Raw genomic sequence first — 19710 nt, forward strand, 5'->3', positions numbered from 1 at the left:
CCCCAGGACCGCGGCGCCAGGCGCCGCGGGTCCTGCGCTTTACACCGTCGCCACCGGCGTCACGGGCGAACCCACGGCGCCAGGCAGGTTCAGCGGCGGCGCCGTCAGCAGGAAGCGGCTGCGGCCGTTGGCCGTCAGCCAGCGCGCCAGCGCCCCCAGGTACCACATCTCGCCTATCGGCAGGCCCAGCTTGAAGATGCAGTGATGGTGCAGAGGCAGCGCCGCGCAGCAGGCATTGGGCTTCTGCGTGGGATAGATTTCCAAGGCGTGGTTGTCCGAGGCCATGGCCGCCACCTTCGAGTCGGTGATCCACTGCAGCAGCTTCTCGTCGCTGCCGTCCAGGCCGGCGCAGATCTCGTGCAGCGTATGGGGATCCGGCTCGCGGTTCTTTTCCAGCAGGGCGTCGCCGAATTCCGTATGGAACAGCACGATATCGCCCTGCTCGATCTCGATCCGGTCCGCGTCCAGGATGCGCATCAGCTCGTCATAGCCGACCGACTTCTGCTCCCGTCCGTAGTGGCGCGCCAGATCGACCATCACGCCGCGCGTCTGCAGGCACGATTCGGCCAGCTGGGTGATGTCCAGCTTCTTGGCGTTGGAGGCCGGCCCCTGGCCCAGATCGGTCTTGGCATAGCCATTGCCCACGTCGTAGTCCACCGGACCCACCACGTGCTCGTTGGGCCGGTAGCCGTTGTAGTAGACGCGCTCGGGCAGGCCGTCGCCATTGGCGTCGAACAGCGCGCCCACGTGGGCCAGCGAATCCCATTGCGTCGAATACTGCAAGCTCATTTCGACGATGTCGTCGCTGAGCACGTCGACGCAGCCGGGACGCAGGCGTCCCAGCGGGAAATTCAGGTACTGGTCGCCGTCCCTCTCGGTAGGCCGCAGCTTGGGCGGGTGGCGCCGCACGTTCACGCCGTTGCCGCCCGGGTAATCCAGCGGCAGCGACAGGCAGAAGCTCAGGCCTTCGCGCACTTCCCGCATGCCGCTCAGCACGTTCGCGGGGGTGATGTAATTCAGGCAACCTCGCTGGTCGTCAGGCCCGAAATCTCCCCAGTTCGATCCCTCAGGACGGTTCTTCCATCTCATGCGTTGCAACTCCTGGTCGATTGAATGCTGTTTGACATAAATTTATCACGTATAGGATACTAACATCATGGATGTGAAAACTGCTGGCCGAGTGCTGGATGTGCTGAACCTCTTTGCGGAGGAGCAGAAGCCCCTGCTGTACAGCGAGATCGCTGCCCAGATGGGGATTCCGCTGTCGAGCTGCCATGGGCTGCTGAAGACCATGGTGGCGCGCGGCTATCTCTACGAAATCGGCAAGAAGCACGGCTATTACCCGACCCAGAAACTGATACACGTGGCCACCCTGATCTGCCATAGCGACCCGCTGAACGCGGTGATCGAGCCGGTGCTGGCCCGGGTGCGGGACCTGACGGGCGAGACGGCCTTGCTGGCCAAGCTGGCCGACGACAAGGTCGTGTACCTGATCGTCGCCGAGTCCAAGCAGACCATCCGCTTCTCGCATCAGCCGGGCGGCTTCAAGGCGGTGCACGCCACCAGCTCCGGCAAGGCGCTGCTATCGGTGCTGTCGCAGGAAGAACGGCAGAAGTGGTTCAAGGCCTACAGCGGCTTTGCCGCCTACACGGACAGCACGCTCACCAGCCGGGAAGCCTTCGACCGCGACCTGGAGGCGGGCATGGCGCGCGGCTGGCAGCGCTCGGTGGGCGAGAACGTCGAGGACGTGATGTCCATTTCGCTCGGATTCCGCGCATACGAACAACCCTTTGCCATCGTGGTGGCCGGCCCGCTGAGCCGGATGCTGAAGAACGAAGCCACCACGGGGAAACAGCTGGCCGAGGTCAAGGCGATGCTGCAAGCAGCGCTGCCCTCGGCCAATCTCACCTTTGTAGGAGTAGACAGTAGATGAACAAACGCACCTTCCTCGCCGCGGCCTGCTCGGCGATCGCCACGGCGGCCGTGCCGGCAGCAACCGCCTACGCGCAGGCGGACTATCCGGACAAGCCCATCCGCGTGATCATGCCTTGGGCGGCAGGAGGACCGACGGACGTGGTCGGCCGCCTGATCGCGGTCCAGATGGGCGAGATCCTGGGTCAGCCGCTGGTGATCGAAACCCGCGCGGGGGCCAGCGGCACCATCGGCACGGCCCAGGTCGCCAAGGCGCCGGCGGATGGCTACACCTTGCTGATGAACCCGTCGGTGCAGGGCATCTATCCGGCCCAGTTCAAGAATCTGAGCTTTGACCCGATCAAGGACTTCAAGATGGTGGGCGTGCTGGGCACGGTGCCGATGGTGGCCGTCGTCCCGCCCAACTCGAAGTTCAAGACCTTCGGCGAACTGATCAAGCAGGGCCAGGCCCAGCCCGGTTCGCTGACCTTCGCATCCCCCGGCGTGGCCACCTTGCCGCACCTGGCGGGCGAACTGATCAATACCTCCACCAAGGCCAAGATCACCCATGTCGGCTACCGCGGCAGCAGCCCGGCCCTGACCGACGTCGCGGGCGGCCACGTGGACCTGATGTACGCGCCGCTGGCGCCGGCTCTCCCGCTGATCCAGAGCGGCAAGATCCGCCCGATCGCCGTGACGACCAAGACCCGCCTGGCCGAACTGCCCGACGTGCCGACCATCGCGGAAAGCGTCCTGCCCGGCTTCGACATCGTCACCTGGTACGGCATGTGGGCGCCCAAAGACACGCCGCAGCCCATCATCGCCAAGCTGAACAAGGTCATGATCGAAGCCTCGCAATCGCCCAAGGTGGTTGAAGCGCTGAAGTCGCAAGGCACGCTGCCCAGCACCATGAGCTACCAGGAAGCCGAAGCCTTCAACCTGGCGGAGAGCGAGCGTTGGATCAAGGTGATGCAGGACGCCGGCATCCAGCCCGAATAAGTGCGCAAGAAACACGGGCGCACGCCGCGCCCGACCAATGAAAAACCGCCATGCCCGGCAAACCCGGCATGGCGGTTCTGTTCTGCCCGACGGCGGTCAGGCGTTCAGTTGAAGACGCCCGTGGACAGGTAGCGGTCGCCGCGGTCGCAAACGATGAACACGATGGTAGCGTCGTTGACGCGTTCGGCCACGCGCAGGGCGGCAACCAGCGCGCCCGCCGATGAAATTCCGCCGAAGATGCCTTCTTCCGCCGCCAGCCGGCGCGCCATCTGTTCGGCCTCGGCCTGCTCGATGGATTCATAGGCGTCCACCCGGCTGCGATCGAAGATCTTGGGCAGGTAGGCTTCGGGCCACTTGCGAATGCCCGGGATCGACGATCCTTCGGCGGGCTGCGCGCCCACCACCTGCACCGCCGGGTTGCGCGACTTCAGGTAGGTCGACACGCCCATGATGGTGCCGGTGGTGCCCATGGCGCTCACGAAGTGAGTAACGCGCCCTTCGGTCTGGTTCCAGATTTCCGGCCCGGTGGTTTCGATGTGGGCGCGGGGGTTGTCGGGGTTGGCGAACTGGTCCAGCACCAGACCGCGGCCGTCCGCCTGCATGGCCGACGCCAGGTCGCGGGCGTATTCCATGCCGCCCTTGTCCGCGGGCGTCAGGATCAGCTCGGCGCCGTAGGCCGTCATGGCCGCGCGGCGTTCCACCGACAGGTTGTCCGGCATGATCAGGATCATGCGGTAGCCGCGCATGGCGGCAGCCATGGCCAGCGCGATGCCGGTATTGCCGCTGGTCGCCTCGATGAGGGTGTCGCCCGGCTTGATGTCGCCGCGCTCTTCCGCGCGGGCGATCATCGACAGGGCCGGACGGTCCTTCACGGAGCCGGCGGGGTTGTTGCCCTCCAGCTTGGCCAGGATGACATTGCCCCGGGCGGCGCCCGCGGCCCCGGGAATGCGCTGCAGGCGCACCAGCGGCGTATTGCCGACGGTTTGCTCGATAGTGGGATAGGTAGTAGTCATGCGGACGATGATAACCCCGCCTGGCGGCGCGCGCCGCCAAAAGCCGCGCTCCCGCCAGGGCTACCCGCGCGGCGCGCGACGCGCTCAGGGCCGGGCGCGGGCCGCGGGCTGGGACGCCGCCGGTTTCGCTTCGGATTTGGCTTCGGCCTTGCCCGCAGCCGGCTTGCCCTGCGCCGGCTTGGCCGCCGTATCGCCCTGCCCGGCCTGAGGGCCCGTCCCTGCCACCTGCAGGCCGGCCTCTTGCAGGGCCTGCGCCTTCTTCGGGCCGATGCCGCGCACGCGTTCAGCCAGGTCGTTCAAGGATTCGAACTTGCCGCCCCGTTCGCGCTCCTTGATGATGATTTCCGCCATGCGCGGGCCGATGCCCCGGACGCCTTCGAGCTGCTGGGCATTGGCCTGGTTGAGGTCCACCGCGTGCGCCTGCGGCGCGGCCAGGCCCAGGCCCGCCGTTACCAGCAGCGCGCCCAAGGCCTGCCGCAAAGGGCGCGGCCGGGCGCCGGAAGCAAGGGTGGCGCGCGCCCTGCGCCATCTGGCAAAAGGGGCCGGGTGGGCAGCGGCGGATTGAAGGAATGGATTCATGGAGGGTCTCCCAGGAGTCTGGCGCAACGGCTGTCACGCCACGCTCAGATCATGCGGGCGGCGCGCCCCGCCACGGCGGCGCAGTGAATGGAAACATCCGCCCCGGCAAACCGCCAGGCGAAAAAAAGCCACCGCGAACGGTGGCTTTTCTTGCAGACCCGGCGCAGTGGCGCAGACCTACTTGCGGGCGCGCCAGTAACGCACGTACTCGGTGACGCCGGTCCGCACATCGCGCATCGGCGCCTGGAATCCCGCTGCGCGCAGGCGCGTGACATCGGCCTGCGTGTAGCTCTGATAGCGCCCTTTCAGGTCGTCCGGGAACGGGATGTAGCGGATCAGATCCAGTTCCACCAGTTGCGCCAGCGTCAGCTCGGCTTCGCCGCGCTCCGCGCGCAGCGCATTGACCACGCCGGCCGCCACATCGTTGAAGGGCTGCGCGCGGCCCGTGCCGCAGTTGAAAATGCCCGACTGCTCGGGGTGGTCCAGGAAATGCAGGTTGACCGCGACCACGTCTTCGACGGAAATGAAGTCGCGGCTCTGGCCGCCATCCACGTAGCCGTCCCAGCCCGCGAACAGGCGCACGTGCCCATGCTCCAGGAACTGGTTCATGTTGTGGAACGCCACCGAAGCCATGCGGCCCTTGTGCTGTTCGTGCGGACCGTAGACGTTGAAGTAGCGCAGGCCCACCACCTGTGCGGTCAGGCTGTCCATGCGCTGGCGCAGGACCTGATCGAACAGCAGCTTGGAATAGCCGTAGACGTTCAGCGGGCCTTCGTTGGCGGGGTCTTCCACGTAGATCGAGGAACCGCCGTAGACCGCCGCCGACGAGGCGTACAGGAACGGAATGCGGCGCTCCTGGCAGAACTCGAACAGCTCCAGCGTGACGCGGTAGTTGTTGTCGAGCATGTAGCGGCCGTTGCGCTCGGTCGTGTCCGAGCACGCGCCCTGGTGCAGCACGGCACGCACTTCCCGCAGGCTGCCGTCGAGGACGCGGCGGCGGAAGTCGTCCTTGTCCATGTAGTCCGCGATCTGGCAATCGACCAGGTTGACGAACTTGTCGCCTTCGGTCAGGTCATCGACCGCGATGATGTCCTTGATGCCGCGGCGGTTGAGCCCGCGCACCAGGTTGCTGCCTATGAAGCCCGCGGCTCCGGTAACGACGATCATGAGAGTTCTCCTGCCAATTCCGCGGCGGTGACGATGGACGTGCCAAGCTTGCCCACGGCGATGCCGCCGGCCTTGTTGGCCCAGCCCATCGCGTCGACCCACGGCAGATCGATGGCGCGCGACACGGCCAGCGTCGCCAGCACGGTGTCGCCTGCGCCGGACACGTCGAACACTTCGTGCGCCTGCGCGTCGATGTGGTCGCGTCCCGCGTCGGTAAACAAAGTCATGCCCTGCTCGGAACGGGTCACGAGCAAGGCTTCCAGATCCAGGTCGGCGCGCAGGCGCTGCGCGCGATCGGTGAGTTCGGCCTCGGAACTCCAGCGGCCCACGGCCTCCTGCATTTCCGAGCGGTTGGGGGTGACGAGCGTCGCCCCGCGGTAACGGGTGTAATCGTGGCCCTTCGGGTCCACCAGCACCGGCACGCCGGCGTTGCGGGCCAGCGCGATCAGCGATTCGACCCGCGCCAGCACGCCCTTGGCATAGTCGGACAGCACGACGATGTCGTGGTTGGCCAGATGGCGCGCGAAAGCGGCATCGACGTTGTCCAGCGCGGCCTGTGCCGGATGCTGTTCGAAGTCCACGCGCAGCAACTGCTGCTGGCGGCCCAGCACGCGCATCTTCAAGGTCGTGTGCAAGGACGGATCGGCGACCAGCTCGGCCTGTATGCCGGCTTCGGCGGACAAGCGCCGGACGCTGTCGCCCGCCTCGTCTTCGCCCAGCACGCCGACCAAGGTCACATGGCCGCCCAGGGCCGCCACGTTGCGCGCGACGTTGGCCGCGCCGCCCAGGCGGTCTTCGCGGCGCGCCACGCGTACCACGGGCACCGGCGCTTCGGGCGAAATGCGTTCGACTTCGCCGAACCAGTACCGGTCCAGCATCACATCGCCCACCACGAGGACGCGGCTATGCGAAATGGCTTCGGCGGGAAATGCATTCATTCAAGTTCTTCCAAGCGGCGCGGCGCGTAGGTTTCCCAGGCGTTGCAGCCGGGACATTGCCAGTAAAAGCGACGCGCCTGAAAACCGCAACTGCGGCATGCGTAGCGGTCCAGCCGCTGCGTATGCTTGTGGATCAGGCTGCGCAACAACGTCAGGTCGGCGCCCGGCACTGGCGCCTGCTCGGCGCCGCTTTCCGGATTGGCCAGCTCGGCCTCCAGCAGACGGTCCAGCCCCAGCAGCGACGGATGGCTGCGCAAGGCATTGCGGGCAAATGCCCATGACGGCGCGGAGCCCTGCTGGGCGCGCAGTTCGCGGAACAGCACGTTGAACAGGTCCAGCGACGCGTGGCGCGCATACTGCTTCTGCAGCACGTCGAGCCCGGCCGCTTCCTGATTGGCGGCGCGGTAGTTCGCCAGGACCTGCTCGGCCACCAGGCCGGCGTACTCGGGAGCGTCGGTCATGATCGACTCCAGGTACAGGCGTTCGCGCTTCGGGTCCTGTTCGATCAGGGCCAGGCGGGCGCGCAGCATGGCGGTGCGCACCATGGCGCCTTTGCTCGACGCCGGATCGATGGTCGACAAGGCATGGTCGGCGGCATCCAGCGCCTTGTGGGCCGCGTCGATGTCGGCGGGCTTGGCCGACAGCGCGGTTTGCGCCTGTTCGCAGTAATAGTGCACGAGCTGCGGCACCGGCTCGTCGACCAGGCCCTGCAGCGTCTTCACGGCTTCGATGGCGCGCGGCCAATCGTGCTCGGATTCGTAGATGCGGATCAGCGAACGCAGCGCGGGCAAGGCGTAGCGGGTGTCCTTGAGCTGCTCGAAGCCGTTTTCGGCGCGGTCCAGCATGCCGGCCTTGAGGAAATCCTGCGCCAGCTCGTGCTGCGCATGCTCGCGTTCGGCGGCGGGCAGGTCGGAACGGTTCAGGAGGCTCTGGTGCACGCGGATGGCGCGCTCCATTTCGCCCCGGCGGCGGAACAGGCTGCCCAGCGCAAAGTGCAGCTCGGTGGTTTCCGGGTCCAGCTTGGCCACCTCGACGAAGGCGTCGATGGCGCGGTCCGGCTCTTCATTGAGCAGGAAGTTCAGCCCGCGGAAATAGGAGTCGGGCAGGCTGCGGGTTTCCCGCAGCATTTGCCGGATATCGAAGCGCGCGGCCAGCCAGCCCAGCGCGAACAATACCGGCACGAAAATCAACCACCAAGGTTCAAAATCCACTATGCGGGCTCTTGCGGTAATTCAGTGCGGAAAGGGATTCAGTGCTGACGCAACGGCATCACAGCGGCGACATCGGGGCCACGGCCTCCGGCGGCACGGCGGGCGTGGTGCCGGCGACGGCGGCCTGGACACGGTCCAGCTCGCGGCGCAGGCGCATGGCTTCGCGGCGGCGGCGCATGGCGGCGGGCACGGTCAGCAACAAGCCAAACAAGGCGCCCAAGACGAACACGACCAGCATCACAACGATGAGGGGCACGTCCTGCACCACGTAATCGGCGTAGAACTTCACGGCGACCGGATCCGTGTTTTTCAACGCGAACATCAATACTGCAACAAACACGAGCAATCGCAGGGCCCAGACTAGGTAGCGCATGGCGCATGCTCCAAAGAATTCAAGACTATCAATTGTAAGCGACGGATCCCGCCTGGCGCCAAAAAACAAAGCCCCTTGATTGCTCAAGGGGCTAGGTTCTCGGTCCGATCCGCCCGAAGGCGGCCTTACTGCCGTGCCGTCAATGCATGGCGTGCAGACTCACCATCGACGGCATCGGTTCACTCGATCCAGAAGATTGAGCGTCCTCGTCATTGCCGCCGGCCAAGTCCACCCGCTCGCGCAATTCCTTGCCCGCCTTGAAGTGCGGCACCTGTTTTCCAGGCACCAGCACCTGTTCGCCGGATTTCGGATTGCGACCGATGCGGGGAGACCGCTGCGACAGCGAGAAGCTGCCAAAACCGCGGATCTCGATGCGCTGACCCGAGGCCAGGGCCTGGGTCATTGCGTCGAGCACGGTCTTGACCGCGTAATCGGTGTCGCGGGCGGCCAGCTGAGGATAGCGGGCCGCCAAGGCGGCGATCAGCTCCGACTTGGTCACGAATTAACCGTCGTTGCGCTGTTGGTCCAGCTTGGCCTTCAGCAGCGCGCCGAGGTTGGTGGTGCCGGACGAAGCGCTGGCGTCGGACATGCGCTGGATCGTTTCGGCGGTTTCGGCGTTGTCGCGGGCCTTGATCGACAGCTGGATCGAACGCGTCTTGCGGTCGATGTTGACGATCATGGCTTCGATGTTCTCGCCGGCGGTCAGAACGGTGGTGGCGTCTTCAACGCGGCCCGAGGAGATCTCGGAAGCGCGCAGGTAGCCTTCAACGTCCACGGACAGCGTGACAACAGCGCCCTTGGCTTCGACCGACTTGATGGTGCCCGGAACAACGGCGCCCTTGTCGAACGTGGCAACGAAGTTGTTGAAGGGGTCGCCTTCCAGCTGCTTGATGCCCAGCGAGATGCGCTCCTTGTCGGTATCGATGCCCAGAACCACGGCTTCGATCTCGTCGCCCTTCTTGAAGTTGCGCACGGCTTCTTCGCCGGTTTCCGTCCACGACAGGTCGGACAGGTGAACCAGGCCATCGATGCCGCCGGGCAGGCCGACGAACACGCCGAAGTCGGTGATCGACTTGATGGCGCCGCGGACCTTGTCACCACGCTTGAAGTTGGTGGCGAACTCTTCCCACGGGTTCTGGCGGCACTGCTTCATGCCCAGCGAGATGCGACGACGGTCTTCGTCGATTTCCAGGACCATGACTTCGACTTCTTCGCCCAGGGTCACGACCTTGCGCGGATCGACGTTCTTGTTGGTCCAGTCCATTTCGGAGACGTGCACCAGGCCTTCGATGCCGGCTTCGACTTCAACGAACGCGCCGTAGTCGGTCAGGTTGGTGACCTTGCCGAACAGGCGGGTGCCTTGCGGGTAGCGGCGAGCCAGGCCCACCCACGGATCTTCGCCCAGCTGCTTGACGCCCAGGGAGACGCGGCTCTTTTCCTGGTCGAACTTGAGCACCTTGGCTTCGACTTCCTGACCCACTTGCAGGACTTCGGAGGGGTGACGCACACGGCGCCAGGCCATGTCGGTGATGTGCAGCAGGCCGTCGATGCCGCCCAGGTCCACGAACGCGCCGTAGTCGGTGATGTTCTTGACCACGCCCTTGACCACAGCACCTTCGTGCAGGGTTTCGAGCAGCTTCTGGCGCTCTTCGCCCATGCTGGCTTCCAGCACCTGGCGACGCGACAGAACGACGTTGTTGCGCTTGCGGTCGAGCTTGATGACCTTGAATTCGAGGGTCTTGCCTTCGTACGGGGTGGTGTCCTTGACCGGACGCAGGTCCACCAGCGAACCCGGCAGGAACGCGCGGATGCCGTTGGTCATGACGGTCAGGCCGCCCTTCACCTTGCCGGTGATGGTGCCGGTAACCAGTTCGCCGTTTTCCAGGGCCTTTTCCAGTTGCAGCCAGGCCGACAGGCGCTTGGCGCGGTCACGCGACAGGATGGTGTCGCCGTAGCCGTTTTCCAGGGAATCGATGGCCACCGAGACGAAATCGCCAGGTTGCACTTCGAGCTCGCCCTGGTCGTTCAGGAACTCTTCCAGGGGGATCAGCGCTTCGGACTTCAGGCCAGCGTTGACGACGACGAAGTTGTGGTCGACGCGCACGACTTCGGCGCTGATGACCTCGCCGGACTTCATGTCCTGGCTCTTGAGGCTTTGTGCGAAAAGGTCGGCGAAGCTTTCGCCGCCGGTGGCGGTAGTGGAAACGGAAGACATGGGGTTGAAATCCATTGGGCCGAAATGGCCGTTAAAAACACACCGCAGCGGATTGCCCGCCACAGTGGAGTCAAAATGCCTGCTTGCCGGTTTACCCTTGCGGGGTGTCCCGTGGGGGCTGCGCCTGGCTTGAACAGGGCCGATAAAAAAAACAGAAAACTGCGGAGGATTCGAGAGAAAAGTCCGGGACCGGTAATTCAATCCGCGGCAGCGTTCTTCCAGAAATCCAGTATTGCCTGCACCGTTTCTGCAACCGTCAAATCAGACGAATCCAGCACGTGTGCATCCGCTGCGGGAGCCAAGGGAGCGGTAGTCCGCCCCATATCGCGGGCGTCCCGCTCGCGCATATCCCGTAGGAGGTCATCAAGATTAGCAGAAATTCCCTTTTCGATCAACTGCTTACAGCGCCTCTGCGCCCGCGCGACCACATCGGCTACCAGGAACACCTTCAGGGGCGCATCGGGAAACACCACCGTACCCATGTCGCGCCCGTCCGCAACCAGGCCTGGAGCCAGCCGGAAGGCGCGCTGGCGCTCGAGCAGCGCCTGGCGCACGCCCGGGAAGGCGGCCACGCGCGAGGCGAAGTTGCCGACTTCCTCGCGACGGATATCGTGGCCGACATCCACGCCCTCGAGGTAGACATGAGGCCCTTCGAAACGCACATCCAGGGTTTCGGCCACGCGCGCCACGGCGGGCTCGTCCTCGGGGGACAAGCCGCGGTTGAGCGCCGCCAGCGCGGTCAGGCGATAGAGCGCGCCGCTGTCGAGCACGGCCCAGCCCAGGGCCTTGGCGACGCGGTGGGCCACCGTGCCCTTGCCGGACGCGGTGGGGCCGTCGATGGTGATGACGGGGACAGTGGAGGAAGTTGCAGGGGAAATCGAAGTCATGGGCGATTCTTCGCTAGGCCGCTACCAGGCCCGCGTAAACATCAAAGTAACCCGGGAAGGTCTTGCTGACGCAGCCCGGGTCGAGAATACGGACGGCCGCCGGCCCGAAAGCCGCCAGCGAAAAGCACATTGCCATGCGGTGGTCGTCCCAGGTGCCGATGTGCGCATCGCGCCAGGCATCCTGCGCCGGCGGCGTCACGCGCAGCCAATCCGGCCCCGATTCCACCTGCGCGCCCAGCTTTTCCAGTTCGGTCTGCATGGCGTGGATGCGGTCGGTTTCCTTGACGCGCCAACTGCCGATGTTGCGCAGGCGACACGGGCCGTCGGCGTACAGCGCCAGGGCGGCCGCGGTCATGGCGGCGTCCGGGATCAGGTTGAAATCGGTGTCGAAGGCTTTCAGGCGTTCGCCCTGGGCGACGCTCGCGCCCGTCACCTCGATCCAGTCGGGACCGTAGGTCACGGTGGCGCCCATGTCGGCCAGCGTGCCGGCAAAGGCGACGTCGCCCTGGATGCTGTCCGCGCCCACGCCGGTCACGCGCAGCGGCCCGCCGCCGATCGCGCCCAGCGCCAGGAAATAGGAAGCCGTCGAGGCGTCGCCTTCGACCGCGATCTGCCCGGGGCTGCGATAGGCCGCCCCGCCGTCGATGACGAAACGGCTCCAGCCGTCGCGCCGCACCTGCACGCCGAAGCGCGCCATCAGGTTCAACGTGATCTCGATGTACGGCTTGGAGATGAGCTCGCCCAGCACTTCGATCGTGACCGGCTTGCCGCTGCGGCCCGCCTGCAGCGGCGCGGCCATCAGCAAGGCAGTCAGGAACTGGCTGGACACCGAACCCTGCACGCGCGTGACCGCGTCCGCCGCGATGTCGCCGCGGCCGATATGCAGGGGCGGATAGCCAGGCTGGCCCAGGTAATCGATGCTGGCGCCCAAGCCCTTGAGCGCGTCGACCAGGTCGCCAATGGGGCGCTCGTGCATGCGCGGCACGCCCGACAGGCGGTAATCGCCGCCCATGAGCGCCAGCGCCGCGGTCAGCGGCCGGATCGCGGTGCCGGCGTTGCCCATGAACAGGTCGGCGCTTTCCACCGGAAAGCGGCGCACGCCCTGCACCGTGACACTGCCCGCCTCCAGTTCCGACACCTGCACGCCCAGTTGGCGCAAGGCGCCGAGCATGACGCGGGTGTCGTCGGAATCCAGCAAACCGGTGATGACGGTGCTGCCCTCGGCGATGGCGGACAGCAGCAGCACGCGGTTGGAAATGCTCTTGGAACCCGGCAGGGCCATCACGCCCCGCGCTTGCCGCACGCGCGGCAGATCGAGATAAGGCAAAGCGCCCATGTCAGCTACTCCTTGCGCCAGTTGCGGCGGGCGCGGGCCGCCGTGTCCAGCAGCGTCAGCAAAGCCGCGCCATCGCCATCGGCAATGGCGCGTTCGGCACGATCCAGCACCGTGCGCACGTCGGCCAGTTCGGTCAGCATGGCGTCGCGGTTGGACAGAAAAATGTCGCGCCACATCTCGGGCGAACCCGCGGCGATGCGCGTGAAGTCGCGAAAACCGCTGCCCGCCAGCGCCAGGCGCGTGGAAGCATCGGTGGCCTCGGCCACTTGCTCCATGTACACCGCCGATAGCAGATGCGGCAAATGGCTGACCGAAGCCAGCACGCGGTCATGGGCGTCGGCGTCCATGTCGATCACGTCCGCCCCGCAAGCCTGCCATGCCCGGCGCACCAGCTCCAGCGAGGCCGCGCCATTCTCGGCCAGCGGCGTCAGGATGACGGTGCGCTTGCGGTACAGGTCGGCATCGGCCGCCTCCGGTCCGGTGCGCTCTGCGCCGGCGATGGGATGGCCAGGCACGAACTGCGCGATCCGGTCGCCCAGGGCGGCGCGTGCGGCCTCGACCACTTCGGCCTTGGTACTGCCCCCATCCGTCAGCACGGTATCGGAGCGCAGATGCGCGCGCATGCGCGACAGCACGTCGCCCAGCCCGCCCACTGGCGTCGCCAGCAGGATCAGATCGGCGCGCGCCGCGGCATCCTCTGCGGAAGCGGCTTCGTCGATCAGCCCTAGTTCAACGGCGCGGGCCAGCGATTGCGCGTTGCGCCCTACCCCAAGCACCCGGCCCACCTGCCCCGCCCGGCGCAAGGCCGCGGCGAAGGATCCGCCGATCAGGCCCACGCCTACTACGGCCAATACAGGAATCAGGGGGCCAGCGGCCCCCTGATCGGATTTCGGTGACGCGTCGTTCATGCGGACAGGATGGCGCTCAAGGCTTCGATGAACCGCTCGTTTTCCTGCGGCAGTCCGATGGACACCCGCAGCCACTCCGGCAAGCCGTCGCCGGCAACCGGGCGCACGATCACGCCGCGCTTGAGCAGCTCCAGGTTGATGCGCGGGGCGTCGCCCACATGCACCAGCACGAAGTTGCCGTAGCTGGGCACGTAGCGCAGCTTCAGGCGCTCGAACGCGGCGCACAGCTGCGCCTTGCCCGCCTTGTTGGAGGCGTAGACCTCTTCCAGGTAGGCCGCGTCGCGCAACGCGGCGATGGCCGCGGCCTGCGCCAGCGTATTGACGTTGAACGGCTGGCGCACGCGATTCAGCAGATCCGTCAGGGCCGGTTGCGCCACCGCGAAGCCCACGCGCAGCCCCGCCAGGCCGTAGGCCTTGGAGAAGGTGCGCGACACGATCAGGTTGGGATAGCGGCGCACCAGCGCGGTGCTGTCGAAGCGGAACTCGGGATCGAGGTACTCGTTGTAGGCCTCGTCCAGGACCACCGTCACGCGATCGCCGTGGGCGGCGTGGACGCGCTCCAGGAAGGCCGCGACCTGGTCGCCCGGCACGAAGGTGCCGGTGGGGTTGTTCGGGTTGGCGATGAACAGCAGCCGCGTATCGTCGGCGATGGCATCGAACATCGCATCCAGGTCATGCCCGTAGTCCTTGGCCGGCACCACGATGTGGCGGGCGCCGCGCGCCTGGGTGGCCAGGCGGTAGACCGCGAACGAGTGCTGCGCATAGACCGCCGAAACGCCCGGCTCCAGCAGCGCTAGCGCCGCGATTTCCAGGATGTCGTTGGAGCCGTTGCCCAGCGTGACCCAGCTCATCGGCACGCCGTAGCGTTCAGCCAGCGCCGACTTCAGGTCGAAGCCGTTGGGATCGGGATAGCGCGCCAACGACTCGGCCGCGGCCAGCATCGCCTCGCGCGCCGACTTGGGCATGCCCAGCGGGTTTTCATTGGACGCCAGTTTGACGATCCCGGCCGGGTCCAGCCCGAATTCGCGGGCCAGTTCTTCGATGGGCTTGCCGGCCTGGTAAGGCGCGATGGCGCTGACGTGCGCCGGAGCAACGAGGGGCTTGGATGCGGTGGTCATGTCGGAAGGGCTCACGGCGCCGGGTAGGAACCCAGCACTTTCAGGTAGGCAACCTGCGCCTGCAAGGCGGCCAGGGCGCGTTCGACGTTCGGGTCATTGCGGTGACCCAGGACGTCCACATAGAAATAGTATTCCCACTGGCCGGTGCGGGCCGGCCGCGACTCGAAGCGCGTCATGGACACGCCATTGGCCGCCAGCGGCGCCAGCATTTCGTAGACGGCGCCAGCGCGGTTCGGCACGGCCAGGATCAGGCTGGTCTTGTCCTTGCCGCTGACCAGCGGCTCGATGTTGCCGATCGCCAGGAAGCGCGTGCGGTTATGCGGGTCGTCCTGGATGCCCGCGGCCACGATCTGCAGGTTCCAGGCGGGCGCCGCCACTTCACCGGCGATCGCCGCGATGCTCGGGTCGCCCGCGGCAGCGCGCGCGGCTTCGGAATTGCTGGACGCGGCCACGCGGGCCACATCGGGATAGTTGCGCGTGAGCCAGCCCTGGCACTGGGCCAGCGCCTGCGGATGCGCGGAAATCGTCTTGATGCCGTCCATGCTGCCGGACTGCGACATCAGGCAATGGCGAATGACCAGCGAACGCTCGCCCAGGATCTTCAGCGGCGTGTTCAGCAGCAAGTCCAGGCTGCGGTTGACCGCGCCTTCGGTGGAGTTTTCGACCGGAACCATGCCGACGTCGGCCTGCCCCGCCTCGACGGCGCGGAAGACTTCGTCAAACGAAGCGCAAGGCAGCTTCTGCACGGCGTGGCCGAAATGCTCCTGCGCCGCCTGTTCCGAGAACGAGCCCTGCGGTCCCAGGAAGGCGACCGTCATGCCGCGCTCCAGGCCGCGGCAGGCCGAGATGATTTCGGTCCAGACCGCGGCCACGCCAGCGTTCGGGAACGGGCCGGGATTGGTCTGCTGCAGCCGGCGGATGACCTCGGCTTCGCGCTCGGGGCGCAGCACGGGGCCATCGGCATTCGCGGCGTGCTTGGCCTCGCCCACTTCCAGCGCTGCGCTTGCGCGCTGCGTCAGGAGGTCGAGGATCTGGGCGTCCAACGCGTCGATGCGCTGACGCAAGGGGAGCAGCTTGCGCTGCAGATCGTCATCCATAGCGACGCTCGAATTCCTTGAGGTACTCGACCAGCGCCGTGACCCCAGCCAGGGGCACCGCGTTGTAGATCGAGGCGCGCATGCCGCCCACGCTCTTGTGGCCCTTGAGCTGCGTCAGGCCGGCCGCGTCCGCGCCTTGCAGGAAGGCGTCGTTGAGCGATTCGTCGCGCAGCACGAACGGCACGTTCATGCGCGAGCGCACCGGTGCGTGGATGGGATTGCGGTAGAAGCTGGTGCTGTCCAGATAGCCGTACAGCAGATCGGCCTTGGCCTTGTTCGCGGCTTCCATGCCGGCCACGCCGCCATTGGCCTTGACCCACTTGAAGACCAGGCCGGCGACGTAGATGGCGAAGGTGGGCGGCGTGTTGTAGCGCGAATGCTCCGCGGCCACGTTGGCGTAATCGAACGCGGACGGGCAGATCGGCAAGGCGTGGCCGATCAGGTCGCGGCGCGCGATGACCATGGTCACGCCCGCCGGGCCGGCATTCTTTTGCGCGCCGGCGTACATCATGCCGCAGCGCGTCACGTCCATCGGACGCGACAGGAAATGCGAGGACGCGTCGACGACCAGCGGCACGTCGGGCGCGCCCAGCGCGGCGGTGTCGGGCCAGTCCATGAACTCGACGCCGCCGATGGTTTCATTGCTGCACAGGTGCAGATAGGCCGAATCCTGGCGCACTTGCCAGGTATCGACCGGCGGCACCCAGGTCAGCGGCGCCTGCTCGCGGCCATCCAGCTGGATGGCCTGCTCGCTGCTTGCCGCCACATGGGTGCTGCCGTAGCGGCCGGCTTCCTTGTACGAACGCTTGGACCAATGGCCCGTCACGACGAAGTCGGCCGCCGGCGTACCGCGGCGTCCCATGAGATTCATGGGAACGATGGCGTTTTCCCCGGAACCGCCGCCCTGCATGAACATGACGGCGTAGTCCGCCGTCAGTCCGAGCAGGTCGCGCAGATCGGACTCTGCTTCATCGCAGATCTGCACGAAATGCTTGCCGCGATGGCTCATTTCCATCACGGACATGCCGCTGCCGTGCCAGTCCAGCATTTCCGCAGCGGCTTGCTGCAGCACCACCTCGGGCAAGGCCGAGGGGCCTGCCGAGAAGTTCCAGGGGCGGGCCATTATTGCTCCGTAGGTTCCGTCGAATCCGTCGAGTCCGCAGCGCCGTTGTCGTCGCCGCCGTCCGCGTCCTGGCCGTCTTCGCCCAGGTCGCCGTCATCGTCCGCATCGCTTTCCACGACGCGGCGCACGCCGGACAGAGAGCTGCCGTCGTCGACGTTGATGAGCGTGACGCCTTGCGTGGCGCGGCCCATTTCGCGGATTTCAGAGACGCGGGTGCGCACCAGCACGCCGCCGGTCGTGATCAGCATGATCTCGTCCGAAGGCATGACCAGCACCGCGCCCACGACCTTGCCGTTGCGCGAGCTGGTCTGGATGGCGATCATGCCCTTGGTGCCGCGGCCGTGACGCGTGTACTCGGTGATCGGGGTGCGCTTGCCGTAGCCGTTTTCGGTGGCGGTCAGCACGCTTTGCGTTTCGTCGCCAGCCACCAGCAGCGCGATGACGGTCTGGGTGTCTTCCAGCATCATGCCGCGCACGCCGCGGGCGTTGCGGCCCATCGGACGCACGTCGTTCTCGTCGAAGCGCACGGCCTTGCCGGCGTCCGAGAACAGCATGACGTCATGCTGGCCGTCGGTCAGGTCGGCGCCGATCAGGTAGTCGCCGTCGTCCAGGTCCACGGCGATGATGCCGGCCTTGCGCGGGTTGGAGAAGTCGGACAGCGGGGTCTTCTTGACCGTGCCGCGCGAGGTCGCCATGAAGACGTAGTGGTCTTCGCTGAATTCCTTGACCGGCAGCACCACGGTGATCTTCTCGCCTTCGGCCAACGGGAACATGTTGACGATGGGCTTGCCGCGCGAGTTGCGCGTGCCTTGCGGCACTTCCCAGACCTTCAGCCAGTACACGCGGCCGCGGTTGGAGAAGCACAGCAGGAAGTCGTGCGTGTTGGCGATGAACAACTGGTCGATCCAGTCGTTTTCCTTCATGGCCGTGGCCTGCTTGCCGCGTCCGCCGCGCTTTTGCGAGCGGTACTCGGACAGCGGCTGGCTCTTGATGTAGCCACCGTGCGACAGGGTCACGACCATGTCGGTCGGCGTGATCAGGTCTTCGGTGTCGAGCTCGGTGGCGTTGAGTTCGATTTCCGAGCGGCGCGTATCCTTCGCGCCGGTCGAGAACTCCGCCTTGATGGCCTGCAGCTCTTCGCCAATGATCGTGGTGATGCGCTCAGGACGCGCCAGGATATCCAGCAGGTCGGCGATGGTGGACATGATGTCCTTGTATTCGCCGACGATCTTGTCCTGCTCCAGCCCGGTCAGGCGTTGCAGGCGCATGTTCAGGATTTCCTGGGCCTGCGTGTCGCTCAGGCGGTACAGGCCGTCGCCCTGGAGGCCGAACTCGGCGCCCAGGTCGTCCGGACGGAAGGCCGCGCGGCCTCCCGGCGTGTCGCCGTCGGCGCGCGACAGCATTTCGCGCACCAGCGACGAATCCCACGACTTCGCCATCAGTTCCTGGCGCGCGACCGGCGGGGTCGGAGCTGCCTTGATGATGGCGATGAAATCGTCGATGTTGGCAAGCGCGACGGCCAGGCCTTCCAGCACGTGGCCGCGTTCGCGGGCCTTGCGCAGCTGGAACACCGTGCGGCGCGTGACCACTTCGCGGCGATGCTGCAGGAAGTAGTCGATCATCTGCTTGAGGTTGAGCAGGCGGGGCTGGCCATCGACCAGCGCCACCAGGTTCATCCCGAAGGTATCTTGCAGCTGCGTGTTCTTGTAGAGGTTGTTCAGGACAACCTCGGGAACCTCGCCGCGCTTGAGCTCGATGACCAGGCGCATCCCGTCCTTGTCGGACTCGTCGCGGATGTCCGAGATGCCTTCGATCTTCTTGTCGTTGACGAGCTCGGCGATGCGTTCCTGCAGCGTCTTCTTGTTGACCTGGTAGGGGATCGCGTCGACCACGATGGCCTGGCGGTTGCCCTTCTCCATGTCCTCGAAGTGGGTCTTGGCGCGCATGATGACGCGACCGCGACCGGTGCGATAGCCTTCGCGCACGCCGGACATGCCGTAGATGATGCCGCCAGTGGGGAAATCGGGGGCCGGGATGAGCTCCATGAGCTCATCGACCGAGCAGCCCGGATTGCGCAGGCAGTACAGGCAGCCGTCGACCACTTCCTGGAGGTTGTGGGGCGGAATATTGGTGGCCATGCCCACCGCGATGCCCGAGCTGCCGTTGACCAGCAGGTTGGGCAGGCGCGACGGCAACAGCAGCGGTTCTTGTTCGCTGCCGTCGTAATTGGGGCCGAAGTCCACCGTTTCCTGGTCGATGTCGGCCAGCAATTCGTGGGCGATCTTGGCCAGGCGAATTTCGGTGTAACGCATCGCCGCGGCGTTGTCGCCGTCGATCGAGCCGAAGTTGCCCTGGCCGTCGACCAGCATGTAGCGCATGGAGAAATCCTGCGCCATGCGGACGATGGTGTCGTAGACGGACTGGTCGCCGTGGGGGTGGTATTTACCGATGACGTCCCCGACGATACGCGCCGACTTCTTATAGGCGCGGTTCCAGTCGTTGTTCAGTTCGTGCATCGCGTAGAGCACGCGCCGGTGGACAGGCTTGAGGCCGTCCCGCACATCCGGTAGCGCCCGCCCGACGATCACGCTCATCGCGTAATCGAGGTAACTGCGGCGCATCTCTTCTTCCAGCGATACCGGAAGCGTCTCCTTGGCAAAGGAATCCATATATATAACGACAGAATCGTGTAAGGAGGAACCCGGGCCGGGTAAACAGGAAATTCTATCATCCGATTCCCGCGGCGGTCAGAAGGCGCTCCCCAAGCGGCGCCTCGACCGGCCGGACGGGAAGATATGGGGCGGCGACCAACCGCGCGTCCGCCCGCGTCCCGCG

At 66.1% G+C, this 19710-nt stretch carries 18 protein-coding genes; 2 read left to right on the forward strand and 16 right to left on the reverse strand.

Features of this window, described 5'->3' with window-relative positions; all coding sequences use genetic code 11:
- Window positions 1–39: 39 nt before the first annotated feature.
- Window positions 40–1089, reverse strand: coding sequence for a cyclase family protein (locus tag AC1RHV_RS21095; protein WP_175162843.1), 1050 nt, complete (start codon window positions 1087–1089; stop codon window positions 40–42).
- Between the two features lie 67 nt (window positions 1090–1156).
- Here AC1RHV_RS21095 and AC1RHV_RS21100 point away from each other — a divergent pair, with 67 nt between their 5' ends.
- Together AC1RHV_RS21100 and AC1RHV_RS21105 are read left to right on the forward strand one after the other, a co-directional pair.
- Complete coding sequence (locus AC1RHV_RS21100) at window positions 1157–1933, forward strand: IclR family transcriptional regulator (RefSeq protein ID WP_054450911.1); 777 nt, start codon at window positions 1157–1159, stop codon at window positions 1931–1933.
- On the forward strand, window positions 1930–2910 hold the full coding sequence (locus AC1RHV_RS21105) for a Bug family tripartite tricarboxylate transporter substrate binding protein (protein ID WP_054450908.1): 981 nt from the start codon (window positions 1930–1932) through the stop codon (window positions 2908–2910). Before AC1RHV_RS21100 ends, AC1RHV_RS21105 begins: the two co-directional genes overlap by 4 nt.
- 104 nt (window positions 2911–3014) lie before the next feature.
- Here AC1RHV_RS21105 and cysM read toward each other — a convergent pair whose 3' ends face one another.
- The 15 genes from cysM to gyrA all read right to left on the reverse strand — a co-directional run bounded on the left by cysM (window position 3015) and on the right by gyrA (window position 19544).
- Window positions 3015–3923 (reverse strand): cysteine synthase CysM, encoded by a 909-nt coding sequence (gene cysM / locus AC1RHV_RS21110; protein ID WP_041655288.1) that lies wholly within the window; start codon window positions 3921–3923, stop codon window positions 3015–3017.
- Between the two features lie 84 nt (window positions 3924–4007).
- Window positions 4008–4502, reverse strand: coding sequence for a ComEA family DNA-binding protein (locus AC1RHV_RS21115; protein ID WP_054450906.1), 495 nt, complete (start codon window positions 4500–4502; stop codon window positions 4008–4010).
- Between the two features lie 177 nt (window positions 4503–4679).
- On the reverse strand, window positions 4680–5669 hold the full coding sequence (gene rfaD, locus AC1RHV_RS21120) for an ADP-glyceromanno-heptose 6-epimerase (protein WP_054450903.1): 990 nt from the start codon (window positions 5667–5669) through the stop codon (window positions 4680–4682).
- Entirely contained in the window at window positions 5666–6607 is a 942-nt protein-coding gene (gene rfaE1 / locus AC1RHV_RS21125) for a D-glycero-beta-D-manno-heptose-7-phosphate kinase (RefSeq protein WP_054450899.1), read from the reverse strand. Before rfaE1 ends, rfaD begins: the two co-directional genes overlap by 4 nt.
- Entirely contained in the window at window positions 6604–7818 is a 1215-nt protein-coding gene (gene lapB, locus AC1RHV_RS21130) for a lipopolysaccharide assembly protein LapB (protein ID WP_054450896.1), read from the reverse strand. Before lapB ends, rfaE1 begins: the two co-directional genes overlap by 4 nt.
- Window positions 7819–7876: 58 nt before the next feature.
- A complete protein-coding gene (locus AC1RHV_RS21135) occupies window positions 7877–8191 on the reverse strand; it encodes a LapA family protein (RefSeq protein WP_013392395.1) in 315 nt (104 codons plus the stop codon).
- 139 nt (window positions 8192–8330) lie between these two features.
- Complete coding sequence (locus tag AC1RHV_RS21140) at window positions 8331–8690, reverse strand: integration host factor subunit beta (protein WP_013392394.1); 360 nt, start codon at window positions 8688–8690, stop codon at window positions 8331–8333.
- Between the two features lie 3 nt (window positions 8691–8693).
- Complete coding sequence (gene rpsA / locus AC1RHV_RS21145) at window positions 8694–10406, reverse strand: 30S ribosomal protein S1 (protein WP_026382780.1); 1713 nt, start codon at window positions 10404–10406, stop codon at window positions 8694–8696.
- A 197-nt stretch (window positions 10407–10603) separates the two neighbouring features.
- Window positions 10604–11293 (reverse strand): (d)CMP kinase, encoded by a 690-nt coding sequence (gene cmk / locus AC1RHV_RS21150; protein WP_492301906.1) that lies wholly within the window; start codon window positions 11291–11293, stop codon window positions 10604–10606.
- A gap of 13 nt (window positions 11294–11306) precedes the next feature.
- Window positions 11307–12629: a 3-phosphoshikimate 1-carboxyvinyltransferase gene (aroA, locus tag AC1RHV_RS21155; protein ID WP_175162847.1), complete on the reverse strand. Its 1323-nt coding sequence runs from the start codon at window positions 12627–12629 to the stop codon at window positions 11307–11309.
- Window positions 12630–12634: 5 nt separating this feature from the next.
- On the reverse strand, window positions 12635–13537 hold the full coding sequence (locus tag AC1RHV_RS21160) for a prephenate dehydrogenase (protein ID WP_492301907.1): 903 nt from the start codon (window positions 13535–13537) through the stop codon (window positions 12635–12637).
- Window positions 13534–14655 carry a histidinol-phosphate transaminase gene (hisC, locus tag AC1RHV_RS21165; RefSeq protein ID WP_492301908.1) on the reverse strand — a complete coding sequence of 374 codons (1122 nt, stop codon included), beginning with the start codon at window positions 14653–14655 and terminating at the stop codon, window positions 13534–13536. Before hisC ends, AC1RHV_RS21160 begins: the two co-directional genes overlap by 4 nt.
- An 11-nt stretch (window positions 14656–14666) precedes the next feature.
- Window positions 14667–15752, reverse strand: coding sequence for a prephenate dehydratase (gene pheA, locus AC1RHV_RS21170; RefSeq protein WP_054450886.1), 1086 nt, complete (start codon window positions 15750–15752; stop codon window positions 14667–14669).
- Entirely contained in the window at window positions 15745–16875 is a 1131-nt protein-coding gene (serC, locus tag AC1RHV_RS21175; protein WP_492301911.1) for a 3-phosphoserine/phosphohydroxythreonine transaminase, read from the reverse strand. Before serC ends, pheA begins: the two co-directional genes overlap by 8 nt.
- Complete coding sequence (gene gyrA / locus AC1RHV_RS21180) at window positions 16875–19544, reverse strand: DNA gyrase subunit A (protein WP_054450882.1); 2670 nt, start codon at window positions 19542–19544, stop codon at window positions 16875–16877. Before gyrA ends, serC begins: the two co-directional genes overlap by 1 nt.
- Between the last annotated feature and the right edge of the window lie 166 nt (window positions 19545–19710).

It is taken from the genome of Achromobacter sp. GW823-FHT04E03, from assembly GCF_058796095.1.

What these genes read in the sequence shown, in the direction of transcription:
- rfaE1 (WP_054450899.1), bottom strand. Translation starts at nt 6,607, where the DNA reads ATGAATGCATTTCCCGCCGAAGCCATTTCGCATAGCCGCGTCCTCGTG.
- gyrA (WP_054450882.1), bottom strand. Translation starts at nt 19,544, where the DNA reads ATGGATTCCTTTGCCAAGGAGACGCTTCCGGTATCGCTGGAAGAAGAG.
- cysM (WP_041655288.1), bottom strand. Translation starts at nt 3,923, where the DNA reads ATGACTACTACCTATCCCACTATCGAGCAAACCGTCGGCAATACGCCG.
- AC1RHV_RS21135 (WP_013392395.1), bottom strand. Translation starts at nt 8,191, where the DNA reads ATGCGCTACCTAGTCTGGGCCCTGCGATTGCTCGTGTTTGTTGCAGTA.
- aroA (WP_175162847.1), bottom strand. Translation starts at nt 12,629, where the DNA reads ATGGGCGCTTTGCCTTATCTCGATCTGCCGCGCGTGCGGCAAGCGCGG.
- AC1RHV_RS21115 (WP_054450906.1), bottom strand. Translation starts at nt 4,502, where the DNA reads ATGAATCCATTCCTTCAATCCGCCGCTGCCCACCCGGCCCCTTTTGCC.
- hisC (WP_492301908.1), bottom strand. Translation starts at nt 14,655, where the DNA reads ATGACCACCGCATCCAAGCCCCTCGTTGCTCCGGCGCACGTCAGCGCC.
- AC1RHV_RS21105 (WP_054450908.1), top strand. Translation starts at nt 1,930, where the DNA reads ATGAACAAACGCACCTTCCTCGCCGCGGCCTGCTCGGCGATCGCCACG.
- pheA (WP_054450886.1), bottom strand. Translation starts at nt 15,752, where the DNA reads ATGGATGACGATCTGCAGCGCAAGCTGCTCCCCTTGCGTCAGCGCATC.
- AC1RHV_RS21100 (WP_054450911.1), top strand. Translation starts at nt 1,157, where the DNA reads ATGGATGTGAAAACTGCTGGCCGAGTGCTGGATGTGCTGAACCTCTTT.
- rpsA (WP_026382780.1), bottom strand. Translation starts at nt 10,406, where the DNA reads ATGTCTTCCGTTTCCACTACCGCCACCGGCGGCGAAAGCTTCGCCGAC.
- cmk (WP_492301906.1), bottom strand. Translation starts at nt 11,293, where the DNA reads ATGACTTCGATTTCCCCTGCAACTTCCTCCACTGTCCCCGTCATCACC.
- serC (WP_492301911.1), bottom strand. Translation starts at nt 16,875, where the DNA reads ATGGCCCGCCCCTGGAACTTCTCGGCAGGCCCCTCGGCCTTGCCCGAG.
- AC1RHV_RS21160 (WP_492301907.1), bottom strand. Translation starts at nt 13,537, where the DNA reads ATGAACGACGCGTCACCGAAATCCGATCAGGGGGCCGCTGGCCCCCTG.
- AC1RHV_RS21095 (WP_175162843.1), bottom strand. Translation starts at nt 1,089, where the DNA reads ATGAGATGGAAGAACCGTCCTGAGGGATCGAACTGGGGAGATTTCGGG.
- rfaD (WP_054450903.1), bottom strand. Translation starts at nt 5,669, where the DNA reads ATGATCGTCGTTACCGGAGCCGCGGGCTTCATAGGCAGCAACCTGGTG.